A 16915-nucleotide genomic window follows, 5' to 3' on the forward strand; every position below is an offset into this window, starting at 1 on the left:
TGTTTTTTAAAATTGGAATGTAGCTCCAAATAAGAATGATTTAGATTGTGGAGGTGTAAAGAAAGTTTCTCCTTGACCTAAAGCAGCACTAGTGTCTGTAACTTCAGGGTCGATACCTGTCAAATCATCACCTTTTATAGTTAATAAGTTAGTTGCTGTAGCATATAGTCTTATGCTTTTGAAAAATTCTAAAGCTCCTAATGCTTCTTGACCTAATGTATATCCAAGAGTTACATTTTTCATTCTCAAGAATGATCCATCTCTTAATTGTAGGGTAGATCTTTGGGCGAATGTTCCAAAAGTTGGGCTGTCAAATGCTGGTACGTAAGCATTGTCTCCTGGTTGAGTCCAAACGTCAAGTACCGCTGTTCTGTGGTTAAAACTAGCAGAAGCAGCATTATCTGTAAAACGTAAACCATCAATGAAAATGTCATTACCAACACTAAAGTTAGCTAATATATTTAGATCAAAATTCTTGTATTTGAATGTGTTTGTGATACCTCCTACAAAATCAGGATTTGCATCACCAGCTATTACTCGATCATCAGGAGTTGGAGAGGTAGTAAGGTTTCCATCTCTGTCTAACCACTCTGCATCACCAGTTTGGCTATTTACCCCATTATATCTCACTAAGAAGAATGTGTTGACAGATTCTCCAACGATTGCTCTTTGTGATGCAGATCCAGCAATAAATTCTCTTCCTTGACTATCAACTGCAGCACCAGGTAAAGAGATTACTTCGTTTTCGTTAATTCCAACATTAATACTCGTTGTCCAAGAAAAATCTCTTCCTCTAAAGTTGTCTGTGGTCAAGCTAATATCAAAACCTCTATTTTCAATTTCTCCAACGTTAGCCGGCCTTGTGTTAGGTCCTGAAAATGCAGAAACAGATACTGGTACGAATAATATAAGATCGTCTGTATTCTTTTTGTAATAATCAACTCCCAGTGTAATTCTGTTATTTAAGAATGATCCTGAAATTCCAATATCAAATGACTTTGAGCGTTCCCATTTCAAATCTGGGTTTCCAAGTGAACCCGGTGCTAGTCCAGCGTTGTTATTGTATTGCCCTCCAATACCACCAGCATAAGTGGCAAGAGAAGGGAAGTTACCTATACGATCATTACCATTTGTTCCATAACTACCTCTTAATTTAAGATTGTTTATCCAAGAAACGTCCTCTAAAAATTTCTCTTCAGAGAGATTCCAACCTGCACCAATTGCAAAAAAAGTTCCAAAACGGTTGTTAGCTCCGAATCTTGAAGAGCCATCTCTTCTAAGTGATCCTTCTAGGATGTACTTATCATCGTATGCGTAATTTGCTCTAGCAAAGTAACCTACAAGGCTATTAGCAGTGGCACTCGATGTAGTTGATGTTTTTTCTGCAGCAGAAGTTACGTTGATATCTGAGTCGCTAACAAATCCTGTTCCAGCTACGAATGATTGTCTAATCGTATTTTCTTCGAATGAAGTTCCAACTAAGGCTCCAAAATCGTGCTTTTCTCCAAATGTTTTTTGGAAGTTAAGAGTATTTGTACTTACCCATCTATTATCTTGCGCGTAGAAATCTGATGCACTACCACCTGGAGTGTTTATTTCGAAACTTCTTCTTTGCTCTTCAATAAGTACTCTATCAATACCAAATGAGGTTGTGAAACTTAAGTAGTCAGTAATATCTGCTGTTAAGTTTACATTTCCTGTTGTTCTTGTTTGATCAAGTTTGTTTATATCTAAAGTCTCTATCGCAATAGTATTTTGAATAAAACCAGTATTTACGAATGCACCTTCTTCATCTCTTGGTTGTACCCATGGGCGAATAAGATATGAAGATGTAAGAGGAGCTGCTGTGTTATTTTCAGCACCTACACGGTCAAATACACTATTTGAAATACCCATGTTAGCCGAAATGTTTAACCAATCTTTAGCTTGATGGTTAATGTTAATTCTTCCAGCGCGTCTATCTAGAGCGTTTCCAATGATGAAACCATCCTCGTTTTTAAAATTAGTGCTTATGAAAAAGGATGTTTTTTCACTACCTCCGCTTACAGAAGCGTCAATGTTTTTTGAAATTCCAGAGCGTGTTACTCCGTCAATCCAATCAAAATCTCCTTGTGGTAAATCATCAGTTGTGATATCACCGAAATATCCAGCGTCTACAGCGTATTGTCTATATTGATCACCACTTAACATGTTAAAGGTGTCAGTAGAATTTGATACAGCAGTACTTAAGTTAAGAGTTACTGTTGTGTCAGCTCCTTTTTTACCACTTTTAGTAGTGATTAAAACCACACCATTTGACCCTCTAGATCCATAAATTGCTGTTGCTGAGGCGTCTTTTAATACTGAAATATTTTCAATATCATTTGGGTTGATGTTTGCAAGTGGATTGAGTCCTTGATTTGCACCTTGATTAGATGACAAGTCTGTGTCATTTAGTGGTACGCCATCAACAACGAATAATGGTCTTGCACCTGATGATACAGAGGCTACACCACGGATTTTAATTGTTGGCGCTGCTCCTAGTACCCCAGAAGATTGAACTACTTGAACACCGGCTGCTTGACCTTGAAGTAGCTCTTGTGGAGAGTTTGCAGGAATATCCTTAAGTGCTTCCGAACCTATGCTAGCAACACTTTGAATACTTTTCTTTTTCGTTTGTGTTCCAAACGCTACAACTACCACTTCATCAAGTGAATTTCCAGCCTCTAAGCTTACGTTGATTGACGTTTGATTTCCGACTATAATGTCTTGCTGTTCAAATCCAACATAACTAAATGTTAGTACATCTGTTGATGATGCCTGAATTGAATAATTCCCATCAAAATCGGTTTGAGTTCCCACTGTAGAACCTTTAATGATTACTGTAGCTCCTGGGAGCGGACCATTTGCTTCGCTAACTGTACCTGTGACAGTCTTTTGCTGAGCAAACAGTGTAGTAGTGCATAATAGCACAAGCGCATAAAACGCTTTGAGTGTAACTGTTTTCATAAAAAAATTTGTTTATTTCTAGCAAAAATCTACAATATGATTATTTGATTCATAGCTATAAGTGTTAAAAAAATTAAGATAATTTAACTTTAACTTATCGTTAACTTTTTTTTGTGATAAGCACTTATCAAATTTAACTTTTTAGGTTTTGATTAGAATACTGATTTGCATAAATGGCAGCTGATATTTGGGCTTTTTTTAAAAATTCACCTCAAGAATTACATGAAGTTTAGTGTCTGAAAACGTAAAGGTCTGATTTTCAAATATGCCATTTGCAATGTTTAATTTTAATATACCTGCTTTCGTCTGAATCCCAGTCCCTAAGCCAAAACTGTAGAGTTTTTGTTTTGATTTCTCTATGTTATTTTCAAGGTATCCTAGGTCTAAAATTGAGTTTACGTAAATGCTTTTGTTGAGTTTATATCGATATTCCGTATTTAGAGTGTTGTAAAAGTTTGCGAGCAGACTATTTTCTTCAAATCCTCTCAATGTTAATATTCCGCCAAAGCGGTAGAGTTCATTTGTTAAAAATTGATCTGATATCAAAAATTGCGTGGTGTTTTTTGCAAATATTGAGTGTTTGTCATTTAATGTAAATTCATTTTCTAGTATTCCAGTAAACGATATTTGTTTGTTAACGTTTTCTGTAACTACTCTATTTCCAAATGAAGTCCTAATGTGAAGGCGCTTTTTTGTTGGGAAAAATGTATCTGACGATAGTTTTTGGTGGGTAAATGAAGCAGTAAATCTTTTGAAGTTGTAATCTTTAAGATTTGTTGTGGTAGTGGTATTCTCAACTAGGTTTTCTGATTGTTCAGATATCATTCCTATTGTGAGTTGGTTTTTTAAGTTTAGTTGATAGACTAGGTCTAAAGATTGCTGTGTTGTAGAAAATGTGCTGTCTTTTCTAAAGAGGTTGAGGGATGCCTCAATACCTAACGGAGTCTTGAGAATATAGGGGAGTTTAGTTTTTAGGTGTAATTGTGATTGGTCCCTTCCGTCTGCTTTGTAATTTAAAATGAAAGTTTCGCCGTAGTTAAAGTTATTCGTAAGCAATAGATCTAGATATCCATTCAGCTCTATAGAATTGTCTTCTTGGTTTGTGAATCCCAAAAAGCCATCAAATTTGTTCTGGTTTTTGCGTTCTAAATATAGATAGACTGTTGTGCTATCAGGTGTGAAAAGAACTTGCGGGGCTTTTGTTTGACTTACAAAAGGGATGGATGCGATTTTCAAATTCTGCTCGTTGAGTTTTTCGCGGTTGAAAAGATCTCCTTCCTTTAATTTGATGCTATGTTTAATGAAACTCTTAGGTATGTTGGTGTAACCTTCAATTTTTATTTTGTCAATGGTTCTGTTTTTCTTTAACTCAAGAATGAGATTTCCGTTGAGGTGGTGTTGATCTGTTTTGGTGATGTTTTTTATTTGAAAGGTAGCAAAAGGGTATCCATTATTTGAAGCTATTGAACTTAATCTTTTAAGGTACGCTTTCGCGAAAGCGGTCTCTATCTTTATGCTGTCTTCAGTGATTTTGTATCCAGTCTGGGTGATATACTGCCGTAGTACCTCTTTATGGTCAATTTTTAGATGTAAGAAAGGGTAGTGGGTGTTGAGATGGAAGACAGCTAGATATAATGAGTCGTTTGTAGTAGTTAGGTTATAGGTGTTGTCTAGGTATCCTAATTCCTTTAACTGGTTGCTTAGAAGCTGAAGTTCTTGAGAAGCAGATGGTTTGTCCTTGAATATAGTTTTGTATTTGAGGTCGGATAGAATGTTTGATTCTGATGCGAGCTCAGTAATTACTTTTAATTGTATCCCTGCTTCATTTTTTTGCGCAGACATATGCTGTCCAAATAGAGATGCAATTATAAATAGGTATATTAATTTCAAGTAGATTTGTTTGGCTTGTTTTTAAACGGTATTAATGTAGCGAAAGTATGTTAGTTTTTTGGTATTCAGAACTTTTTCTGAATTTTAATCAAAGTAGGTTTGATGTTTAGTAAAATATTCTTACTTTTGCAAACCCTAAAATTGGGTAGATTAAGAAAATTAACAATTAGGTAGAAAGAAATTATGCCAACAATTTCACAATTAGTACGTAAAGGAAGAACCAAGATTACCAAGAAGAGTAAATCTGCTGCCCTTGAATCGTGCCCACAACGACGTGGCGTATGTACTCGTGTTTACACGACTACACCTAAAAAACCAAACTCGGCTATGCGTAAAGTTGCGCGTGTTCGTTTAACAAATGGTAAAGAGGTGAATGCATACATCGGTGGTGAAGGACACAATTTACAAGAGCACTCGATAGTATTGGTAAGAGGTGGAAGGGTAAAGGATTTGCCAGGAGTTAGATATCACATTGTACGTGGAGCCTTAGACACCGCTGGTGTTGCAGGAAGAACGCAATCGAGATCTAAGTATGGTGCAAAACGCCCTAAGAAGTAAATCAACAACACTTTAAGAAGAAGTAATGAGAAAAAAACAGGCCAAGAAGAGACCAATTCTTCCAGATCCAAAATTTAACGATCAGTTAGTGACTCGTTTCGTTAACATGATGATGTGGAGTGGTAAGAAGTCTACTGCATTCAAAGTTTTTTATGATGCAATTGATATCGTAGAAGAAAAAAACACAAATGAAGAGAAAACTGCTCTTGAATTGTGGAAAGATGCTTTGTCTAATGTGATGCCTCACGTAGAAGTACGTAGTCGTCGTGTAGGAGGGGCAACATACCAGATCCCAAACCAAATTCGCCCAGATCGTAAGATCTCTACGGCAATGAAGTGGTTAATTAGCTTTTCTCGTAAGAGAAATGAGAAGTCAATGGCTGCAAAACTTGCGGCAGAAATTCTTGCTGCTGCAAAGGAGGAAGGGGCTGCTGTAAAGAAGCGTGTTGATACACATAAAATGGCAGAAGCAAACAAAGCATTCTCACACTTTAGATTCTAAGAAATGGCAAGAGACTTAAAATTTACTAGAAATATTGGTATTGCAGCTCACATTGACGCTGGAAAAACTACGACAACAGAGCGTATCCTTTATTATACAGGTGTAAGTCACAAAATTGGTGAAGTACACGATGGTGCTGCAACAATGGACTGGATGGAGCAAGAGCAGGAGCGTGGTATTACAATTACCTCTGCTGCTACTACTTGTACTTGGAAGTTCCCAATGGAGAACGCACAAACACTTCCTGATACTAAGGATTATCACTTTAATATTATTGATACTCCTGGTCACGTTGATTTTACTGTAGAGGTAAATCGTTCTTTGCGTGTGCTTGATGGTTTAGTATTCTTGTTTAGTGCTGTTGATGGTGTTGAGCCACAATCAGAAACTAACTGGAGACTTGCAGATAATTATAAAGTTCCACGTATTGGATTTGTAAATAAAATGGATCGTCAGGGTTCAAACTTCTTAGAGGTCTGTACGCAGGTTAAAGAAATGTTAGGTTCAAATGCTGTGCCTATCGTTCTTAACATTGGTGACGAGGAAGATTTTAAAGGTATCGTAGATCTTGTTAAGAATCGTGCTATTGTATGGCATGAGGAAGGAATGGGAGCAACATTTGATGTTGTTGATATTCCAGATAACCTTAAAGAAGAAGCAAGAATGCTTCGTGGTAAACTTATTGAAGAAGTTGCTGCGTATGATGAGGACTTGCTAGAAAAATACATGGAAGATGAGGATTCAATTACAGAAGATGAAGTGCATGCTGCTCTTCGTGCTGCTGTAATGGATATGTCTATCATTCCTATGATCTGTGGATCTGCATTTAAGAACAAGGGTGTTCAATTCCTTCTTGATGCAGTATGTCGTTACTTACCTTCTCCAATGGATAAGGAAGGTATCGTGGGTGTTAATCCAAACACAGAGAAAGAAGAATTACGTAAGCCAGATGTAAAAGAGCCTTTTGCTGCACTTGCATTTAAAATTGCAACAGACCCTTTTGTAGGGCGTCTTGCATTTTTTAGAGCGTACTCAGGTCGTTTAGATGCTGGATCTTATGTTTTGAATAACCGTTCAGGTAAGAAAGAACGTATCTCTCGTATATATCAAATGCATGCTAATAAGCAAAATGCAATCGATCATATTGAGGCTGGAGATATTGGTGCTGCTGTAGGATTTAAGTCTATAAAGACTGGTGATACTCTATCAGACCAAGAACATCCAATAGTACTTGAGTCTATGGACTTCCCAGATCCAGTAATTGGTATCGCGGTAGAGCCAAAGACGAAGGCAGATGTAGATAAGCTTGGAATGGGATTAGCAAAACTTGCTGAAGAAGACCCAACATTTACAGTGCGTTCTGATGAGGCTTCAGGTCAAACAATTATATCAGGAATGGGTGAGCTTCACTTAGATGTAATTGTAGATCGTCTTAAGAGAGAATTTAAAGTAGAGGTAAGCCAAGGTCAACCTCAGGTTGAGTATAAAGAGGCTATTACTCGTGCAGCAGATCACAGAGAGACTTATAAAAAGCAATCTGGTGGACGTGGTAAATTTGCAGATATTGTATTTACAATTGAGCCAGCAGACGAAGGTGTTGTTGGACTGCAGTTTGAATCTGTTATTAAAGGTGGTAACGTTCCTAAGGAATTTATCCCTTCAATTGAGAAAGGATTCAAAATGGCAATGCAGAATGGACCACTTGCTGGTTACGAAGTAGATGCTATTAAAGTAACATTGAAGGATGGATCGTACCACGATGTGGATTCGGATCAACTTTCTTTTGAACTTGCTGCTAAACTTGGATTTAAAAACTCTGCTAAAGCTGCCAAAGCTGTTATAATGGAGCCTATTATGAAACTTGAGGTGATTACACCAGAAGAGAATATGGGTGATATCGTAGGAGATTTGAACCGTCGTCGTGGTCAAATGGCAAGTATGGGTGACCGTGCTGGTGCAAAGACTATTAAGGCAACAGTGCCACTTTCTGAGATGTTTGGTTATGTAACTACATTACGTACGCTATCATCTGGACGTGCAACTTCTACTATGGAATTTTCTCACTATGAGGAAACACCAGCAAATATTGCGGCAGAAGTTATCGCAGCATCTAAAGGTACAAACGATTAATTACTAAGGAAATGAGTCAAAAAATTAGAATTAAACTAAAATCTTACGATCACAACTTAGTAGATAAAAGTGCTGAGAAGATTGTTAAGACTGTGAAGACAACAGGAGCTGTAGTGACAGGGCCGATTCCTCTTCCAACACATAAAAAAATCTTTACTGTATTGCGTTCTCCACACGTAAACAAAAAATCTCGTGAGCAGTTTGAGCTTAGCTCTTACAAGCGTTTACTTGATATTTATTCTTCTTCATCAAAGACTATTGATGCTTTAATGAAGTTGGAATTACCATCTGGAGTAGAGGTAGAGATAAAAGTGTGATAGGTTTTTACGCTTTCGCGAAAGCGTAATTAGTAACCGCACTAACTTGTCCTGAGCTGCGAGCGAGGGAAAAACGGATAACACACATTCAAGGTCGAACGTGTTCGGCCTTGTTTTTTTTAGAATAGAATTTTTAATAACAAATATTTATAATTATGTCTGGGTTAATCGGAAAGAAAGTAGGTATGACTAGCATCTTTGACGAGAACGGAAAGAATATTCCTTGTACCGTTATTGAAGCAGGTCCCTGCGTTATCACCCAAGTCAGAACCAAAGAAGCTGACGGGTATGAAGCCCTTCAACTTGGTTTCGATGACGCTAAGAAGGCAAACAAAGCTGCTGCTGGCCACGCCAAAAAAGCAGGAACTGTTGCTAAGCGTAAAGTTGTCGAGTTCCAAGGATTTGAAGGAGAGTTTAAATTAGGAGATGCAATTACTGTAGATCATTTTGCTGAAGGAGAATTTGTCGATGTATCGGGAACTTCAAAGGGTAAAGGTTTTCAGGGTGTTGTAAAGCGTCACGGTTTTGCCGGTGTAGGTCAAGCGACTCACGGTCAGCATAACCGTCTAAGAGCTCCTGGTTCAATTGGAGCAGCATCTTACCCTGCACGTGTATTCAAAGGAATGCGTATGGCAGGTCGTATGGGTGGTGACAAAATTAAAGTTCAAAATCTTAAAGTATTAAAAGTAGTTGCTGAGAAGAATCTACTTGTAGTGAAGGGATGTGTTCCTGGTCATAAAAATGCTTATGTAATCATTCAGAAGTAATGAAGGTAACAGTTGTAGATATTAAAGGAAAAGAAACAGGGAGAAAGGCAGACCTTTCTGATGCTGTTTTTGGAATTGAGCCTAATAAGCACGCTGTGTATCTTGATGTGAAGCAATATCTTGCTAACCAACGTCAAGGAACGCACAAATCTAAAGAAAGAGCTGAGATTGCGGGATCTACTCGTAAAATCAAAAAGCAAAAAGGAACTGGTACAGCTCGTGCGGGTAGTATCAAATCTGGTGTATTTAGAGGTGGAGGACGTATGTTCGGACCAAGACCTAGAAATTACTCTTTCAAATTAAACAAAGGATTAAAGAGACTTGCACGTCGTTCTGCACTTACAATTAAGGCTAACGATAACGCAATCACTGTAATAGAAGACTTCAATTTTGACGCTCCAAAAACTAAAGATTTTGTGAATGTTTTGAAAGCCTTAGGGTTAGAGAATAAAAAGTCGCTTATAGTGTTGGGAGAGTCAAATAATAACGTATATTTGTCGTCGCGCAATTTAAAGTCAGCTAAAGTCGTAAAAAGCTCAGAATTAAGCACTTACGGAATAATGAATGCAAACAATGTTGTATTCTTAGAAGGCTCTTTAGAAGGTGTTGAAGCAAATTTAGCAAAATAAGACACGATGAGTATTTTAATAAAGCCTGTTATTACAGAAAAAGCAACAAAAGATAGTGAGGAATTAAATCGCTTTACTTTTGAGGTTAGTATGAGAACAAATAAGGTTGAAATTAAGAAAGCGGTAGAAGCTGCTTATGGTGTTTCAGTTGAAAAAGTTCGCACAATGAATGTCCGCCCGGATCGCAAGTCTCGTCATACGAAGTCTGGTGTTCTTACTGGTAAAACAAATGCAATTAAAAAGGCAATTGTACAGCTGGCGGAAGGTGATACAATAGATTTTTATAACAACATTTAAGACAACAAAATGTCAGTAAGAAAATTAAAACCTATCACTCCAGGGCAGCGATTTAGAGTTGTAAATGGTTTCGACCAGATTACAACTGATAAGCCGGAAAAAAGCCTATTGGCTCCGAAAAAACGCTCAGGAGGTAGAAATAATACTGGTAAGATGACTATTCGCCAAGTAGGTGGAGGTCATAAAAAACGTTACCGTATTATCGATTTTAAACGTAACAAAGAAGGAGTTCCTGCAACTGTTGCGTCAATCCAGTATGATCCAAATAGAACAGCGTTTATCGCTCTTCTTGATTATCAAGATGGTGAGAAGCGTTATATTATCGCTCAGAATGGTTTACAAGTTGGTCAGAACTTAGTTTCTGGTGCAAGTGTGGCTCCTGAGATTGGTAATGCTATGCCACTTTCGGCTATTCCTTTAGGAACTATAATATCTTGTATTGAGCTACGTCCAGGTCAGGGTGCTGTTATGGCGCGTTCGGCAGGTTCTTTTGCTCAGTTAATGGCTCGTGATGGTAAGTTTGCTACGGTAAAACTTCCTTCTGGAGAAACAAGATTGATCTTATCAACGTGTATGGCAACAATAGGTGCTGTATCTAATAGTGATCACCAGTTATTAGTTTCTGGTAAAGCTGGTAGAAGTCGTTGGTTAGGTCGTCGTCCACGTGTACGTCCAGTTGTTATGAACCCTGTCGATCACCCAATGGGAGGTGGTGAAGGTAAGTCTTCTGGAGGTCACCCAAGAAACCGTAATGGTGTACCTGCTAAAGGTTACAGAACGCGTTCTAAGACGAAGTCGAGTAATAAGTATATTGTAGAACGTAGAAAGAAATAATTAGATATGGCACGTTCATTAAAAAAAGGACCTTACGTTCACTATAAGTTAGAAAAGAAAGTTGCTGCAAATGTAGAAGGCAATAAAAAGACTGTCATTAAGACTTGGTCTAGAGCTTCTATGATTACTCCAGATTTTGTGGGGCAAACAATTGCAGTACATAATGGTCGCCAGTTCGTACCAGTATATGTTACTGAGAACATGGTAGGGCATAAGCTAGGAGAATTTTCACCTACGCGCTCATACAGAGGGCACGGAGCTGATAAGAAAAATAAAGGTAAAAGATAACAGGAGATGGGAGTTCGTAAAAAAGAAGCGGCTAATCGTCGCAAAGAGGCTAATAAGTCTATCGCTTTCGCGAAATTGAATAACTGCCCTACCTCTCCACGTAAAATGCGTCTTGTAGCAGATATGGTACGAGGTACGCAAGTGGAAAGAGCACTTCAGTTGTTGAAATTTAGTAATAAAGAAGCGTCACGTAAAGTTGAAAAACTTGTTCTTTCTGCAGTTGCAAACTGGGAAGCAAAGAATGAAGATGCTAGTATCGAAGATGCTAATCTTTTTATTAAAGAGATTAAAGTGGATTCTGGAACAATGTTGAAAAGACTACGTCCGGCACCACAAGGTCGCGCGCACAGAATAAGAAAACGTTCTAATCACGTAACTGTGATTCTTGGAGCAAAAGATAACACACAAAGCAATTAATTAGATGGGACAGAAGACAAATCCAATCGGAAATCGCCTTGGAATAATCAGAGGATGGGAATCTAACTGGTACGGAGGTAATGACTACGGTAATAAACTTGCCGAAGACGATAAGATTAGACGTTACATTCACGCTCGTTTAAGTAAAGCTAGTGTGTCTAGAGTTATAATTGAGCGTACGCTTAAACTTGTAACCGTTACTATTACTACTGCAAGACCTGGTATTATTATTGGGAAAGGTGGTCAGGAAGTAGACAAGTTGAAAGAGGAGCTTAAGAAACTCACAGGTAAAGAAGTACAAATTAATATTCACGAGATTAAACGTCCAGAGCTTGATGCATTTCTGGTAGGTCAAAGTGTTGCTCGTCAGATTGAAGGAAGAATTTCTTTCCGTCGTGCAATAAAAATGGCAATCGCAGCAGCGATGCGTATGAATGCTGAGGGTATTAAAATCCAGATTTCTGGACGTTTGAATGGTGCAGAAATGGCACGTTCAGAGTCTTACAAGGATGGACGTATTCCTTTATCTACTTTTAGAGCCGACATAGATTACGCTTTAGTTGAAGCTCATACTACTTATGGTAGATTGGGTATTAAAGTGTGGATCATGAAAGGTGAAGTATATGGCAAGAGAGAACTTTCTCCTTTAGTAGGACTGCAGAATAGCAAGTCTGGAAAAGGTGGTGGAGGTCGTAAGGACAACCGTGGACCACGTCGTAGAAAGTAATTTTTAAAAAGACAGTAAAAAATGTTACAGCCTAGAAAAACAAAATTCCGCAAGCAGCAGAAGGGTCGTATGAAAGGACTAGCTAATAGAGGGCATTTGCTTTCTAACGGTCAGTTCGGTATAAAGTCACTCGATTCATCTTTTGTAACTGCGAGACAAATAGAAGCAGCTCGTATAGCAGCAACACGTTACATGAAAAGAGAGGGAACTCTTTGGATTAAGATCTTCCCAGATAAGCCTATTACAAAGAAGCCTTTAGAGGTACGTATGGGTAAAGGTAAAGGTGCTGTAGAATATTGGGCAGCAGTTGTAAAACCAGGACGCATAATGTTCGAATTAGGAGGGGTTCCAGAACCAGTAGCAAAAGAGGCTTTACGTCTTGCAGCTCAAAAACTTCCAGTAAGAACTAAGTATGTCGTAGCTAGAGATTTTTCAGCTGAATAAATTATAGTACTATGAAACAATCAGAGGTAAAAGGATTATCTGTAGCAGAATTGCAAGAGGAGCTTGGAAAAGCAAAAAGATCTTATATGGATCTTAAGATGGCACATGCTATCTCTCCGCTTGACAATCCTATTCAACTGCGTTCTATGAGACGTACAGTCGCTAGAATCGCAACTGAATTAACTAAAAGAGAACAATAACGCTGCTTAAGATGGAAAAAAGAAATTTAAGAAAAGAGCGTGTCGGTGTAGTAACTAGTAACAAGATGCAAAAGTCTATCGTTGTTGCCGAGGTTAAAAAAGTAAAGCACCCTATGTATGGTAAATTCGTTTTAAAAACGAAGAAGTACGTAGCACACGACGAAACAAACGACTGCAACGAAGGAGATACTGTTAGGATAATGGAAACACGTCCTATGAGTAAATCAAAGACTTGGAGACTAGTAGAAATCATTGAAAGAGCGAAGTAATGTTACAGCAAGAATCAAGATTAAAAGTAGCAGATAATACTGGAGCAAAAGAAGTTTTGACTATCCGTGTATTAGGAGGTACTAAGAGAAGATATGCTTCTGTAGGAGATAAGATTGTAGTTTCTGTAAAAGATGCTACACCGAACGGTCAAATTAAAAAAGGAGCCGTATCTACAGCAGTAGTTGTGCGTACTAAGAAAGAAGTACGTCGTCCAGATGGATCATACATCCGTTTTGATGATAATGCTTGTGTTCTTTTAACTGCTCAAGGTGAAATGCGCGGAACTCGTGTATTTGGACCGGTAGCAAGAGAGCTTCGTGACAAACAGTTTATGAAGATTGTATCATTAGCACCAGAGGTGCTTTAATACAGACAATAAGATGACAAAGCTTAAAATAAAAACGGGAGATACTGTAAAGGTTATTGCTGGAGATCACAAAGGATCGGAAGGTAAAGTCGTTAAAGTATTTATCGAGAAGAACAAAGCAATCGTTGAGGGTGTGAACATGGTGAAGAAGCATGAAAAGCCAAGTGCCGCAAATCCTCAAGGTGGAATTAAAGAAAAAGAAGCGCCACTTCAAATTTCTAACTTATCTTTGATGGATAAGGATGGTAAGACTACAAGAGTAGGTTACCGTATGGAAGGAGATAAGAAGGTACGCTTTGCAAAGTCTAACAACGAAATATTATAGTGATGGGATACGTACCAAGACTAAAACAAGAGTTTAAAGACCGCGTAACGCCAGCCCTTCAAGAAGAGTTTGGTTACAAAAATATTATGCAGGTACCGCGTCTTAATAAGATTGTAGTATCTCGTGGTGTTGGAGCTGCGGTTGCAGATAAGAAGCTTGTAGAAAACGCTGTTGAAGAGCTTACGCTTATCACAGGACAAAGAGCTATCTCGACAATGTCTAAGAAGGATGTTGCGACATTTAAATTACGTAAAGGAATGCCTATTGGCGCTAAAGTTACTTTACGTGGAGAGCGTATGTATGAGTTTTTAGATAGACTTGTAACATCTGCATTACCGCGTGTACGTGACTTTAACGGAATCAATGCTACAGGTTTTGATGGTCGTGGTAATTACAGCATGGGAGTTACTGAGCAAATTATCTTTCCTGAGATCAATATTGATAGAATAAAGAAGATTGATGGTATGAACATCACTTTTCAAACTTCTGCTCAAACTGATAAGGAAGCGAAATCATTACTTGCAGAATTAGGTTTACCTTTTAAAAAGAATTAAGATATGGCTAAAGAATCAATGAAAGCCCGTGAGGTAAAGCGTGCTAAAACAGTTGCAAAATATGCTGAAAAACGTAAGGCTTTAAAAGAAGCTGGAGATTACGAAGGACTGCAGAAATTGCCAAAGAACGCTTCACCTATACGTCAGCACAATCGTTGCAAACTTACTGGTCGTCCTAAAGGTTATATGCGTCAGTTCGGATTATCACGTGTGATGTTTCGTCAGATGGCAAACCAAGGATTAATACCAGGTGTTAAGAAAGCGAGCTGGTAATATAAAGAGTATAAATTGGTAGAAGGTTCTTTTTATGCTTTCGCGAAAGCGAAACTAGAGAAAACCACTACCGTAACTATAATTAAATGAATACAGATACTATTGCAGATTTTCTGACACGTGTGCGTAACGCATCGGCAGCAAATCACAGAGTGGTCGAGATTCCCAGCATCAAACCTTAAGAAGGCGATGACTAAAATCTTATTTGACCAAGGTTACATTCTTAGCTACAAGTTTGAAGAAGGTAAAGCGCAAGATACTATCAAGATAGCCTTGAAGTATGATCGTGTTACTAAAGAAGCTGTTATTAAGGATATACAAAGAATAAGTAAGCCTGGTTTACGTAAATATTCTTCATCAACAGACATACCTCGTATACTTAATGGATTGGGTATTGCTATTGTTTCAACTTCAAAAGGAGTTATGACAGGTAAGCAAGCTGCTCAACACAACGTAGGAGGAGAGGTACTTTGTTACGTTTACTAATCAGATAAAAAGACAACGAAATGTCAAGAATAGGTAAAAGCCCAATTACAATTCCAGATGGTGTTACGGTAAACGTAGCAGACGGTGTTGTAACGGTAAAAGGAAAATTAGGCGAGCTTACGCAAGAGTACTCTGGTATAGATATCAAAATCGAAGACGGAATTATTACTCTTGAGCGTGACTCAGATAAGAAGGATGTTCGTGCAAAGCACGGACTATACAGGTCTTTGATTGCAAACATGATTGAAGGAGTTTCTAAAGGTTTTGAAAAACAATTAGAGCTTGTAGGTGTAGGTTATAGAGCAAGTAACCAAGGAAATAAACTTGATCTTGCCGTAGGATTTTCTCATAATATAGTTTTGGATATCGCTCCAGAAGTTAAGGTTGAGACAGTTTCTGATAAAGGAAAGAATCCTATTGTAAAGTTAACTTCACATGATAAACAACTTGTAGGTCAGGTAGCCGCAAAAATACGTGGTTTCCGCAAGCCAGAACCTTACAAAGGAAAAGGTATCAAGTTTGTAGGAGAAGTAATTAGAAGAAAAGCAGGTAAGTCTGCATAATACATAGAGAAATGGCATTATCAAAAAGTGAAAAAAGAAATAGAATTCATCTTAGAATTCGTAAGACTATTTCTGGATCTGCGGAGAGACCAAGACTCTGTGTATTTAGAAGTAATAAAGAGATTTATGCTCAATTAGTAGATGACCTTACGGGGAAAACTATTATGGCAGCATCGTCACGTGATAAGGATATCGCAGCTGCAAAATCAACTAAAACTGAGACTGCAAAGCTTGTAGGTAAGGCAATCGCTGAAAAAGCTACAAAATCTGGAGTTGAGGCTGTAGTATTTGATAGAGGTGGTTACTTATATCATGGGAGAATTAAACAACTAGCAGAGGGCGCAAGAGAAGGCGGTCTTAAATTCTAAAAAGTATGTATCAAGATTATAAAAACGTAGAGTTAGTAAAACCATCTGGGTTAGATCTTAAAGATCGTTTAGTTGGTGTACAGCGTGTTACTAAGGTAACTAAAGGAGGTAGAGCTTTTGGATTTTCTGCTATTGTTGTAGTAGGTGATGAGAACGGAGTTGTAGGTCACGGTTTAGGTAAATCTAAAGAAGTAGCATCTGCAATTGCAAAGGCTATGGAAGATGCTAAGAAGAACTTAGTACGTATTCCATTAAATAAGGCAACTATCCCTCACGAACAGAAAGGGAAATTTGGAGGAGCTCGTGTACTTTTATTACCAGCAGCAGCGGGTACTGGAGTTATAGCGGGTGGTGCAATACGTGCGGTACTTGAATCAGTAGGTATTCATGATGTATTATCTAAAAATCAAGGATCTTCAAACCCACATAACGTAGTAAAAGCAACTTTTGATGCTTTACTTAAGTTAAGAAGTGCTGAGACTGTTGCAAAGCAACGTGGTATCACACTAGATAAAGTGTTTAAAGGATAAATCAAGGACAATGGCAAAAATCAAAGTAACAAAGGTTAAGAGCGCGATAAATCGCACTCAAAACCAAAAGAGAATCTTAGAATCTCTTGGATTGAGAAAAATAGGCCAGGTAAAGGTGCATGAAAATACACCAAACATCCTTGGTATGGTAAATAAGGTTAGTCACTTAGTTTCTGTAGAAGAAGCTTAAT

The 16915-nt window shown here is 38.0% G+C and carries 24 protein-coding genes and 1 pseudogene; 23 read left to right on the forward strand and 2 right to left on the reverse strand.

Annotated features, from left to right (window positions below):
* Positions 1–6: 6 nt before the first annotated feature.
* Both D017_RS08465 and D017_RS08470 read right to left on the reverse strand, forming a co-directional pair.
* Positions 7–2988: a TonB-dependent receptor gene (locus tag D017_RS08465; RefSeq protein ID WP_035335919.1), complete on the reverse strand. Its 2982-nt coding sequence runs from the start codon at positions 2986–2988 to the stop codon at positions 7–9.
* 198 nt (positions 2989–3186) lie between these two features.
* Positions 3187–4878, reverse strand: coding sequence for a POTRA domain-containing protein (locus tag D017_RS08470; protein ID WP_152023882.1), 1692 nt, complete (start codon positions 4876–4878; stop codon positions 3187–3189).
* A 183-nt stretch (positions 4879–5061) separates the two neighbouring features.
* Here D017_RS08470 and rpsL point away from each other — a divergent pair, with 183 nt between their 5' ends.
* The 23 genes and pseudogenes from rpsL (at position 5062) to rpmD (ending at position 16914) form a co-directional block, all read left to right on the forward strand.
* On the forward strand, positions 5062–5436 hold the full coding sequence (rpsL, locus tag D017_RS08475; protein ID WP_013751318.1) for a 30S ribosomal protein S12: 375 nt from the start codon (positions 5062–5064) through the stop codon (positions 5434–5436).
* A gap of 25 nt (positions 5437–5461) precedes the next feature.
* Positions 5462–5938, forward strand: coding sequence for a 30S ribosomal protein S7 (rpsG, locus tag D017_RS08480; RefSeq protein WP_013751319.1), 477 nt, complete (start codon positions 5462–5464; stop codon positions 5936–5938).
* Positions 5939–5941: 3 nt separating this feature from the next.
* Positions 5942–8068, forward strand: coding sequence for an elongation factor G (gene fusA / locus D017_RS08485; RefSeq protein WP_035335923.1), 2127 nt, complete (start codon positions 5942–5944; stop codon positions 8066–8068).
* A gap of 11 nt (positions 8069–8079) precedes the next feature.
* Entirely contained in the window at positions 8080–8385 is a 306-nt protein-coding gene (gene rpsJ / locus D017_RS08490) for a 30S ribosomal protein S10 (RefSeq protein ID WP_013073266.1), read from the forward strand.
* Between the two features lie 155 nt (positions 8386–8540).
* Positions 8541–9152: a 50S ribosomal protein L3 gene (gene rplC / locus D017_RS08495; protein WP_035335925.1), complete on the forward strand. Its 612-nt coding sequence runs from the start codon at positions 8541–8543 to the stop codon at positions 9150–9152.
* Positions 9152–9781: a 50S ribosomal protein L4 gene (rplD, locus tag D017_RS08500; protein ID WP_035335926.1), complete on the forward strand. Its 630-nt coding sequence runs from the start codon at positions 9152–9154 to the stop codon at positions 9779–9781. The genes rplC and rplD overlap by 1 nt, the downstream gene beginning before the upstream one ends.
* Before the next feature lie 6 nt (positions 9782–9787).
* Complete coding sequence (rplW, locus tag D017_RS08505) at positions 9788–10078, forward strand: 50S ribosomal protein L23 (protein WP_035335927.1); 291 nt, start codon at positions 9788–9790, stop codon at positions 10076–10078.
* 9 nt (positions 10079–10087) lie between these two features.
* Positions 10088–10912 carry a 50S ribosomal protein L2 gene (rplB, locus tag D017_RS08510; RefSeq protein ID WP_013751325.1) on the forward strand — a complete coding sequence of 275 codons (825 nt, stop codon included), beginning with the start codon at positions 10088–10090 and terminating at the stop codon, positions 10910–10912.
* 6 nt (positions 10913–10918) lie between these two features.
* Positions 10919–11200 carry a 30S ribosomal protein S19 gene (gene rpsS / locus D017_RS08515; RefSeq protein ID WP_035327551.1) on the forward strand — a complete coding sequence of 94 codons (282 nt, stop codon included), beginning with the start codon at positions 10919–10921 and terminating at the stop codon, positions 11198–11200.
* A gap of 6 nt (positions 11201–11206) precedes the next feature.
* The gene (gene rplV, locus D017_RS08520; RefSeq protein ID WP_013751327.1) at positions 11207–11617 is read left to right on the forward strand and encodes a 50S ribosomal protein L22; all 411 of its coding nucleotides are present in this window, start codon (positions 11207–11209) and stop codon (positions 11615–11617) included.
* Positions 11618–11621: 4 nt separating this feature from the next.
* The gene (gene rpsC / locus D017_RS08525) at positions 11622–12344 is read left to right on the forward strand and encodes a 30S ribosomal protein S3 (protein WP_035335928.1); all 723 of its coding nucleotides are present in this window, start codon (positions 11622–11624) and stop codon (positions 12342–12344) included.
* Positions 12345–12365: 21 nt separating this feature from the next.
* Positions 12366–12788: a 50S ribosomal protein L16 gene (rplP, locus tag D017_RS08530; protein ID WP_013751329.1), complete on the forward strand. Its 423-nt coding sequence runs from the start codon at positions 12366–12368 to the stop codon at positions 12786–12788.
* An 11-nt stretch (positions 12789–12799) separates the two neighbouring features.
* Positions 12800–12988, forward strand: a complete 189-nt coding sequence (gene rpmC, locus D017_RS08535; RefSeq protein WP_013751330.1) for a 50S ribosomal protein L29 — start codon at positions 12800–12802, stop codon at positions 12986–12988.
* Between the two features lie 11 nt (positions 12989–12999).
* Positions 13000–13257 (forward strand): 30S ribosomal protein S17, encoded by a 258-nt coding sequence (gene rpsQ / locus D017_RS08540; RefSeq protein ID WP_013751331.1) that lies wholly within the window; start codon positions 13000–13002, stop codon positions 13255–13257.
* Positions 13257–13625, forward strand: a complete 369-nt coding sequence (rplN, locus tag D017_RS08545) for a 50S ribosomal protein L14 (RefSeq protein ID WP_035335929.1) — start codon at positions 13257–13259, stop codon at positions 13623–13625. The genes rpsQ and rplN overlap by 1 nt, the downstream gene beginning before the upstream one ends.
* A gap of 13 nt (positions 13626–13638) precedes the next feature.
* Positions 13639–13950, forward strand: coding sequence for a 50S ribosomal protein L24 (gene rplX / locus D017_RS08550; protein WP_013751333.1), 312 nt, complete (start codon positions 13639–13641; stop codon positions 13948–13950).
* 2 nt (positions 13951–13952) lie between these two features.
* Positions 13953–14504, forward strand: coding sequence for a 50S ribosomal protein L5 (rplE, locus tag D017_RS08555; RefSeq protein WP_013751334.1), 552 nt, complete (start codon positions 13953–13955; stop codon positions 14502–14504).
* Between the two features lie 3 nt (positions 14505–14507).
* Positions 14508–14777, forward strand: coding sequence for a 30S ribosomal protein S14 (rpsN, locus tag D017_RS08560; protein ID WP_013751335.1), 270 nt, complete (start codon positions 14508–14510; stop codon positions 14775–14777).
* Between the two features lie 86 nt (positions 14778–14863).
* Positions 14864–15263, forward strand: a pseudogene (gene rpsH, locus D017_RS08565) (30S ribosomal protein S8).
* Positions 15264–15283: 20 nt separating this feature from the next.
* Positions 15284–15826 carry a 50S ribosomal protein L6 gene (rplF, locus tag D017_RS08570; protein WP_035335934.1) on the forward strand — a complete coding sequence of 181 codons (543 nt, stop codon included), beginning with the start codon at positions 15284–15286 and terminating at the stop codon, positions 15824–15826.
* A gap of 11 nt (positions 15827–15837) precedes the next feature.
* A complete protein-coding gene (gene rplR / locus D017_RS08575; RefSeq protein ID WP_035335936.1) occupies positions 15838–16194 on the forward strand; it encodes a 50S ribosomal protein L18 in 357 nt (118 codons plus the stop codon).
* A 5-nt stretch (positions 16195–16199) separates the two neighbouring features.
* A complete protein-coding gene (gene rpsE, locus D017_RS08580; protein WP_013751339.1) occupies positions 16200–16724 on the forward strand; it encodes a 30S ribosomal protein S5 in 525 nt (174 codons plus the stop codon).
* A 10-nt stretch (positions 16725–16734) separates the two neighbouring features.
* Positions 16735–16914 (forward strand): 50S ribosomal protein L30, encoded by a 180-nt coding sequence (rpmD, locus tag D017_RS08585; RefSeq protein WP_035335938.1) that lies wholly within the window; start codon positions 16735–16737, stop codon positions 16912–16914.
* Position 16915: the final 1 nt, after the last annotated feature.

The organism is Dokdonia sp. PRO95 (assembly GCF_000355805.1).
GTDB lineage: Bacteria > Bacteroidota > Bacteroidia > Flavobacteriales > Flavobacteriaceae > Dokdonia.

Excerpts from the sequence above, each read along its gene's own strand:
- rplE (WP_013751334.1), top strand. The coding sequence starts at position 13,953 with ATGGGATACGTACCAAGACTAAAACAAGAGTTTAAAGACCGCGTAACG.
- rpmC (WP_013751330.1), top strand. The coding sequence starts at position 12,800 with ATGAAACAATCAGAGGTAAAAGGATTATCTGTAGCAGAATTGCAAGAG.
- rplV (WP_013751327.1), top strand. The coding sequence starts at position 11,207 with ATGGGAGTTCGTAAAAAAGAAGCGGCTAATCGTCGCAAAGAGGCTAAT.
- D017_RS08465 (WP_035335919.1), bottom strand. The coding sequence starts at position 2,988 with ATGAAAACAGTTACACTCAAAGCGTTTTATGCGCTTGTGCTATTATGC.
- rplX (WP_013751333.1), top strand. The coding sequence starts at position 13,639 with ATGACAAAGCTTAAAATAAAAACGGGAGATACTGTAAAGGTTATTGCT.
- rpsG (WP_013751319.1), top strand. The coding sequence starts at position 5,462 with ATGAGAAAAAAACAGGCCAAGAAGAGACCAATTCTTCCAGATCCAAAA.
- rplP (WP_013751329.1), top strand. The coding sequence starts at position 12,366 with ATGTTACAGCCTAGAAAAACAAAATTCCGCAAGCAGCAGAAGGGTCGT.
- rplR (WP_035335936.1), top strand. The coding sequence starts at position 15,838 with ATGGCATTATCAAAAAGTGAAAAAAGAAATAGAATTCATCTTAGAATT.
- rplD (WP_035335926.1), top strand. The coding sequence starts at position 9,152 with ATGAAGGTAACAGTTGTAGATATTAAAGGAAAAGAAACAGGGAGAAAG.
- rplW (WP_035335927.1), top strand. The coding sequence starts at position 9,788 with ATGAGTATTTTAATAAAGCCTGTTATTACAGAAAAAGCAACAAAAGAT.
- rpsJ (WP_013073266.1), top strand. The coding sequence starts at position 8,080 with ATGAGTCAAAAAATTAGAATTAAACTAAAATCTTACGATCACAACTTA.
- fusA (WP_035335923.1), top strand. The coding sequence starts at position 5,942 with ATGGCAAGAGACTTAAAATTTACTAGAAATATTGGTATTGCAGCTCAC.
- rplF (WP_035335934.1), top strand. The coding sequence starts at position 15,284 with ATGTCAAGAATAGGTAAAAGCCCAATTACAATTCCAGATGGTGTTACG.
- rpsQ (WP_013751331.1), top strand. The coding sequence starts at position 13,000 with ATGGAAAAAAGAAATTTAAGAAAAGAGCGTGTCGGTGTAGTAACTAGT.
- rpmD (WP_035335938.1), top strand. The coding sequence starts at position 16,735 with ATGGCAAAAATCAAAGTAACAAAGGTTAAGAGCGCGATAAATCGCACT.
- rplC (WP_035335925.1), top strand. The coding sequence starts at position 8,541 with ATGTCTGGGTTAATCGGAAAGAAAGTAGGTATGACTAGCATCTTTGAC.
- rpsE (WP_013751339.1), top strand. The coding sequence starts at position 16,200 with ATGTATCAAGATTATAAAAACGTAGAGTTAGTAAAACCATCTGGGTTA.
- rplB (WP_013751325.1), top strand. The coding sequence starts at position 10,088 with ATGTCAGTAAGAAAATTAAAACCTATCACTCCAGGGCAGCGATTTAGA.
- rpsS (WP_035327551.1), top strand. The coding sequence starts at position 10,919 with ATGGCACGTTCATTAAAAAAAGGACCTTACGTTCACTATAAGTTAGAA.
- rpsN (WP_013751335.1), top strand. The coding sequence starts at position 14,508 with ATGGCTAAAGAATCAATGAAAGCCCGTGAGGTAAAGCGTGCTAAAACA.
- rpsL (WP_013751318.1), top strand. The coding sequence starts at position 5,062 with ATGCCAACAATTTCACAATTAGTACGTAAAGGAAGAACCAAGATTACC.
- rplN (WP_035335929.1), top strand. The coding sequence starts at position 13,257 with ATGTTACAGCAAGAATCAAGATTAAAAGTAGCAGATAATACTGGAGCA.
- rpsC (WP_035335928.1), top strand. The coding sequence starts at position 11,622 with ATGGGACAGAAGACAAATCCAATCGGAAATCGCCTTGGAATAATCAGA.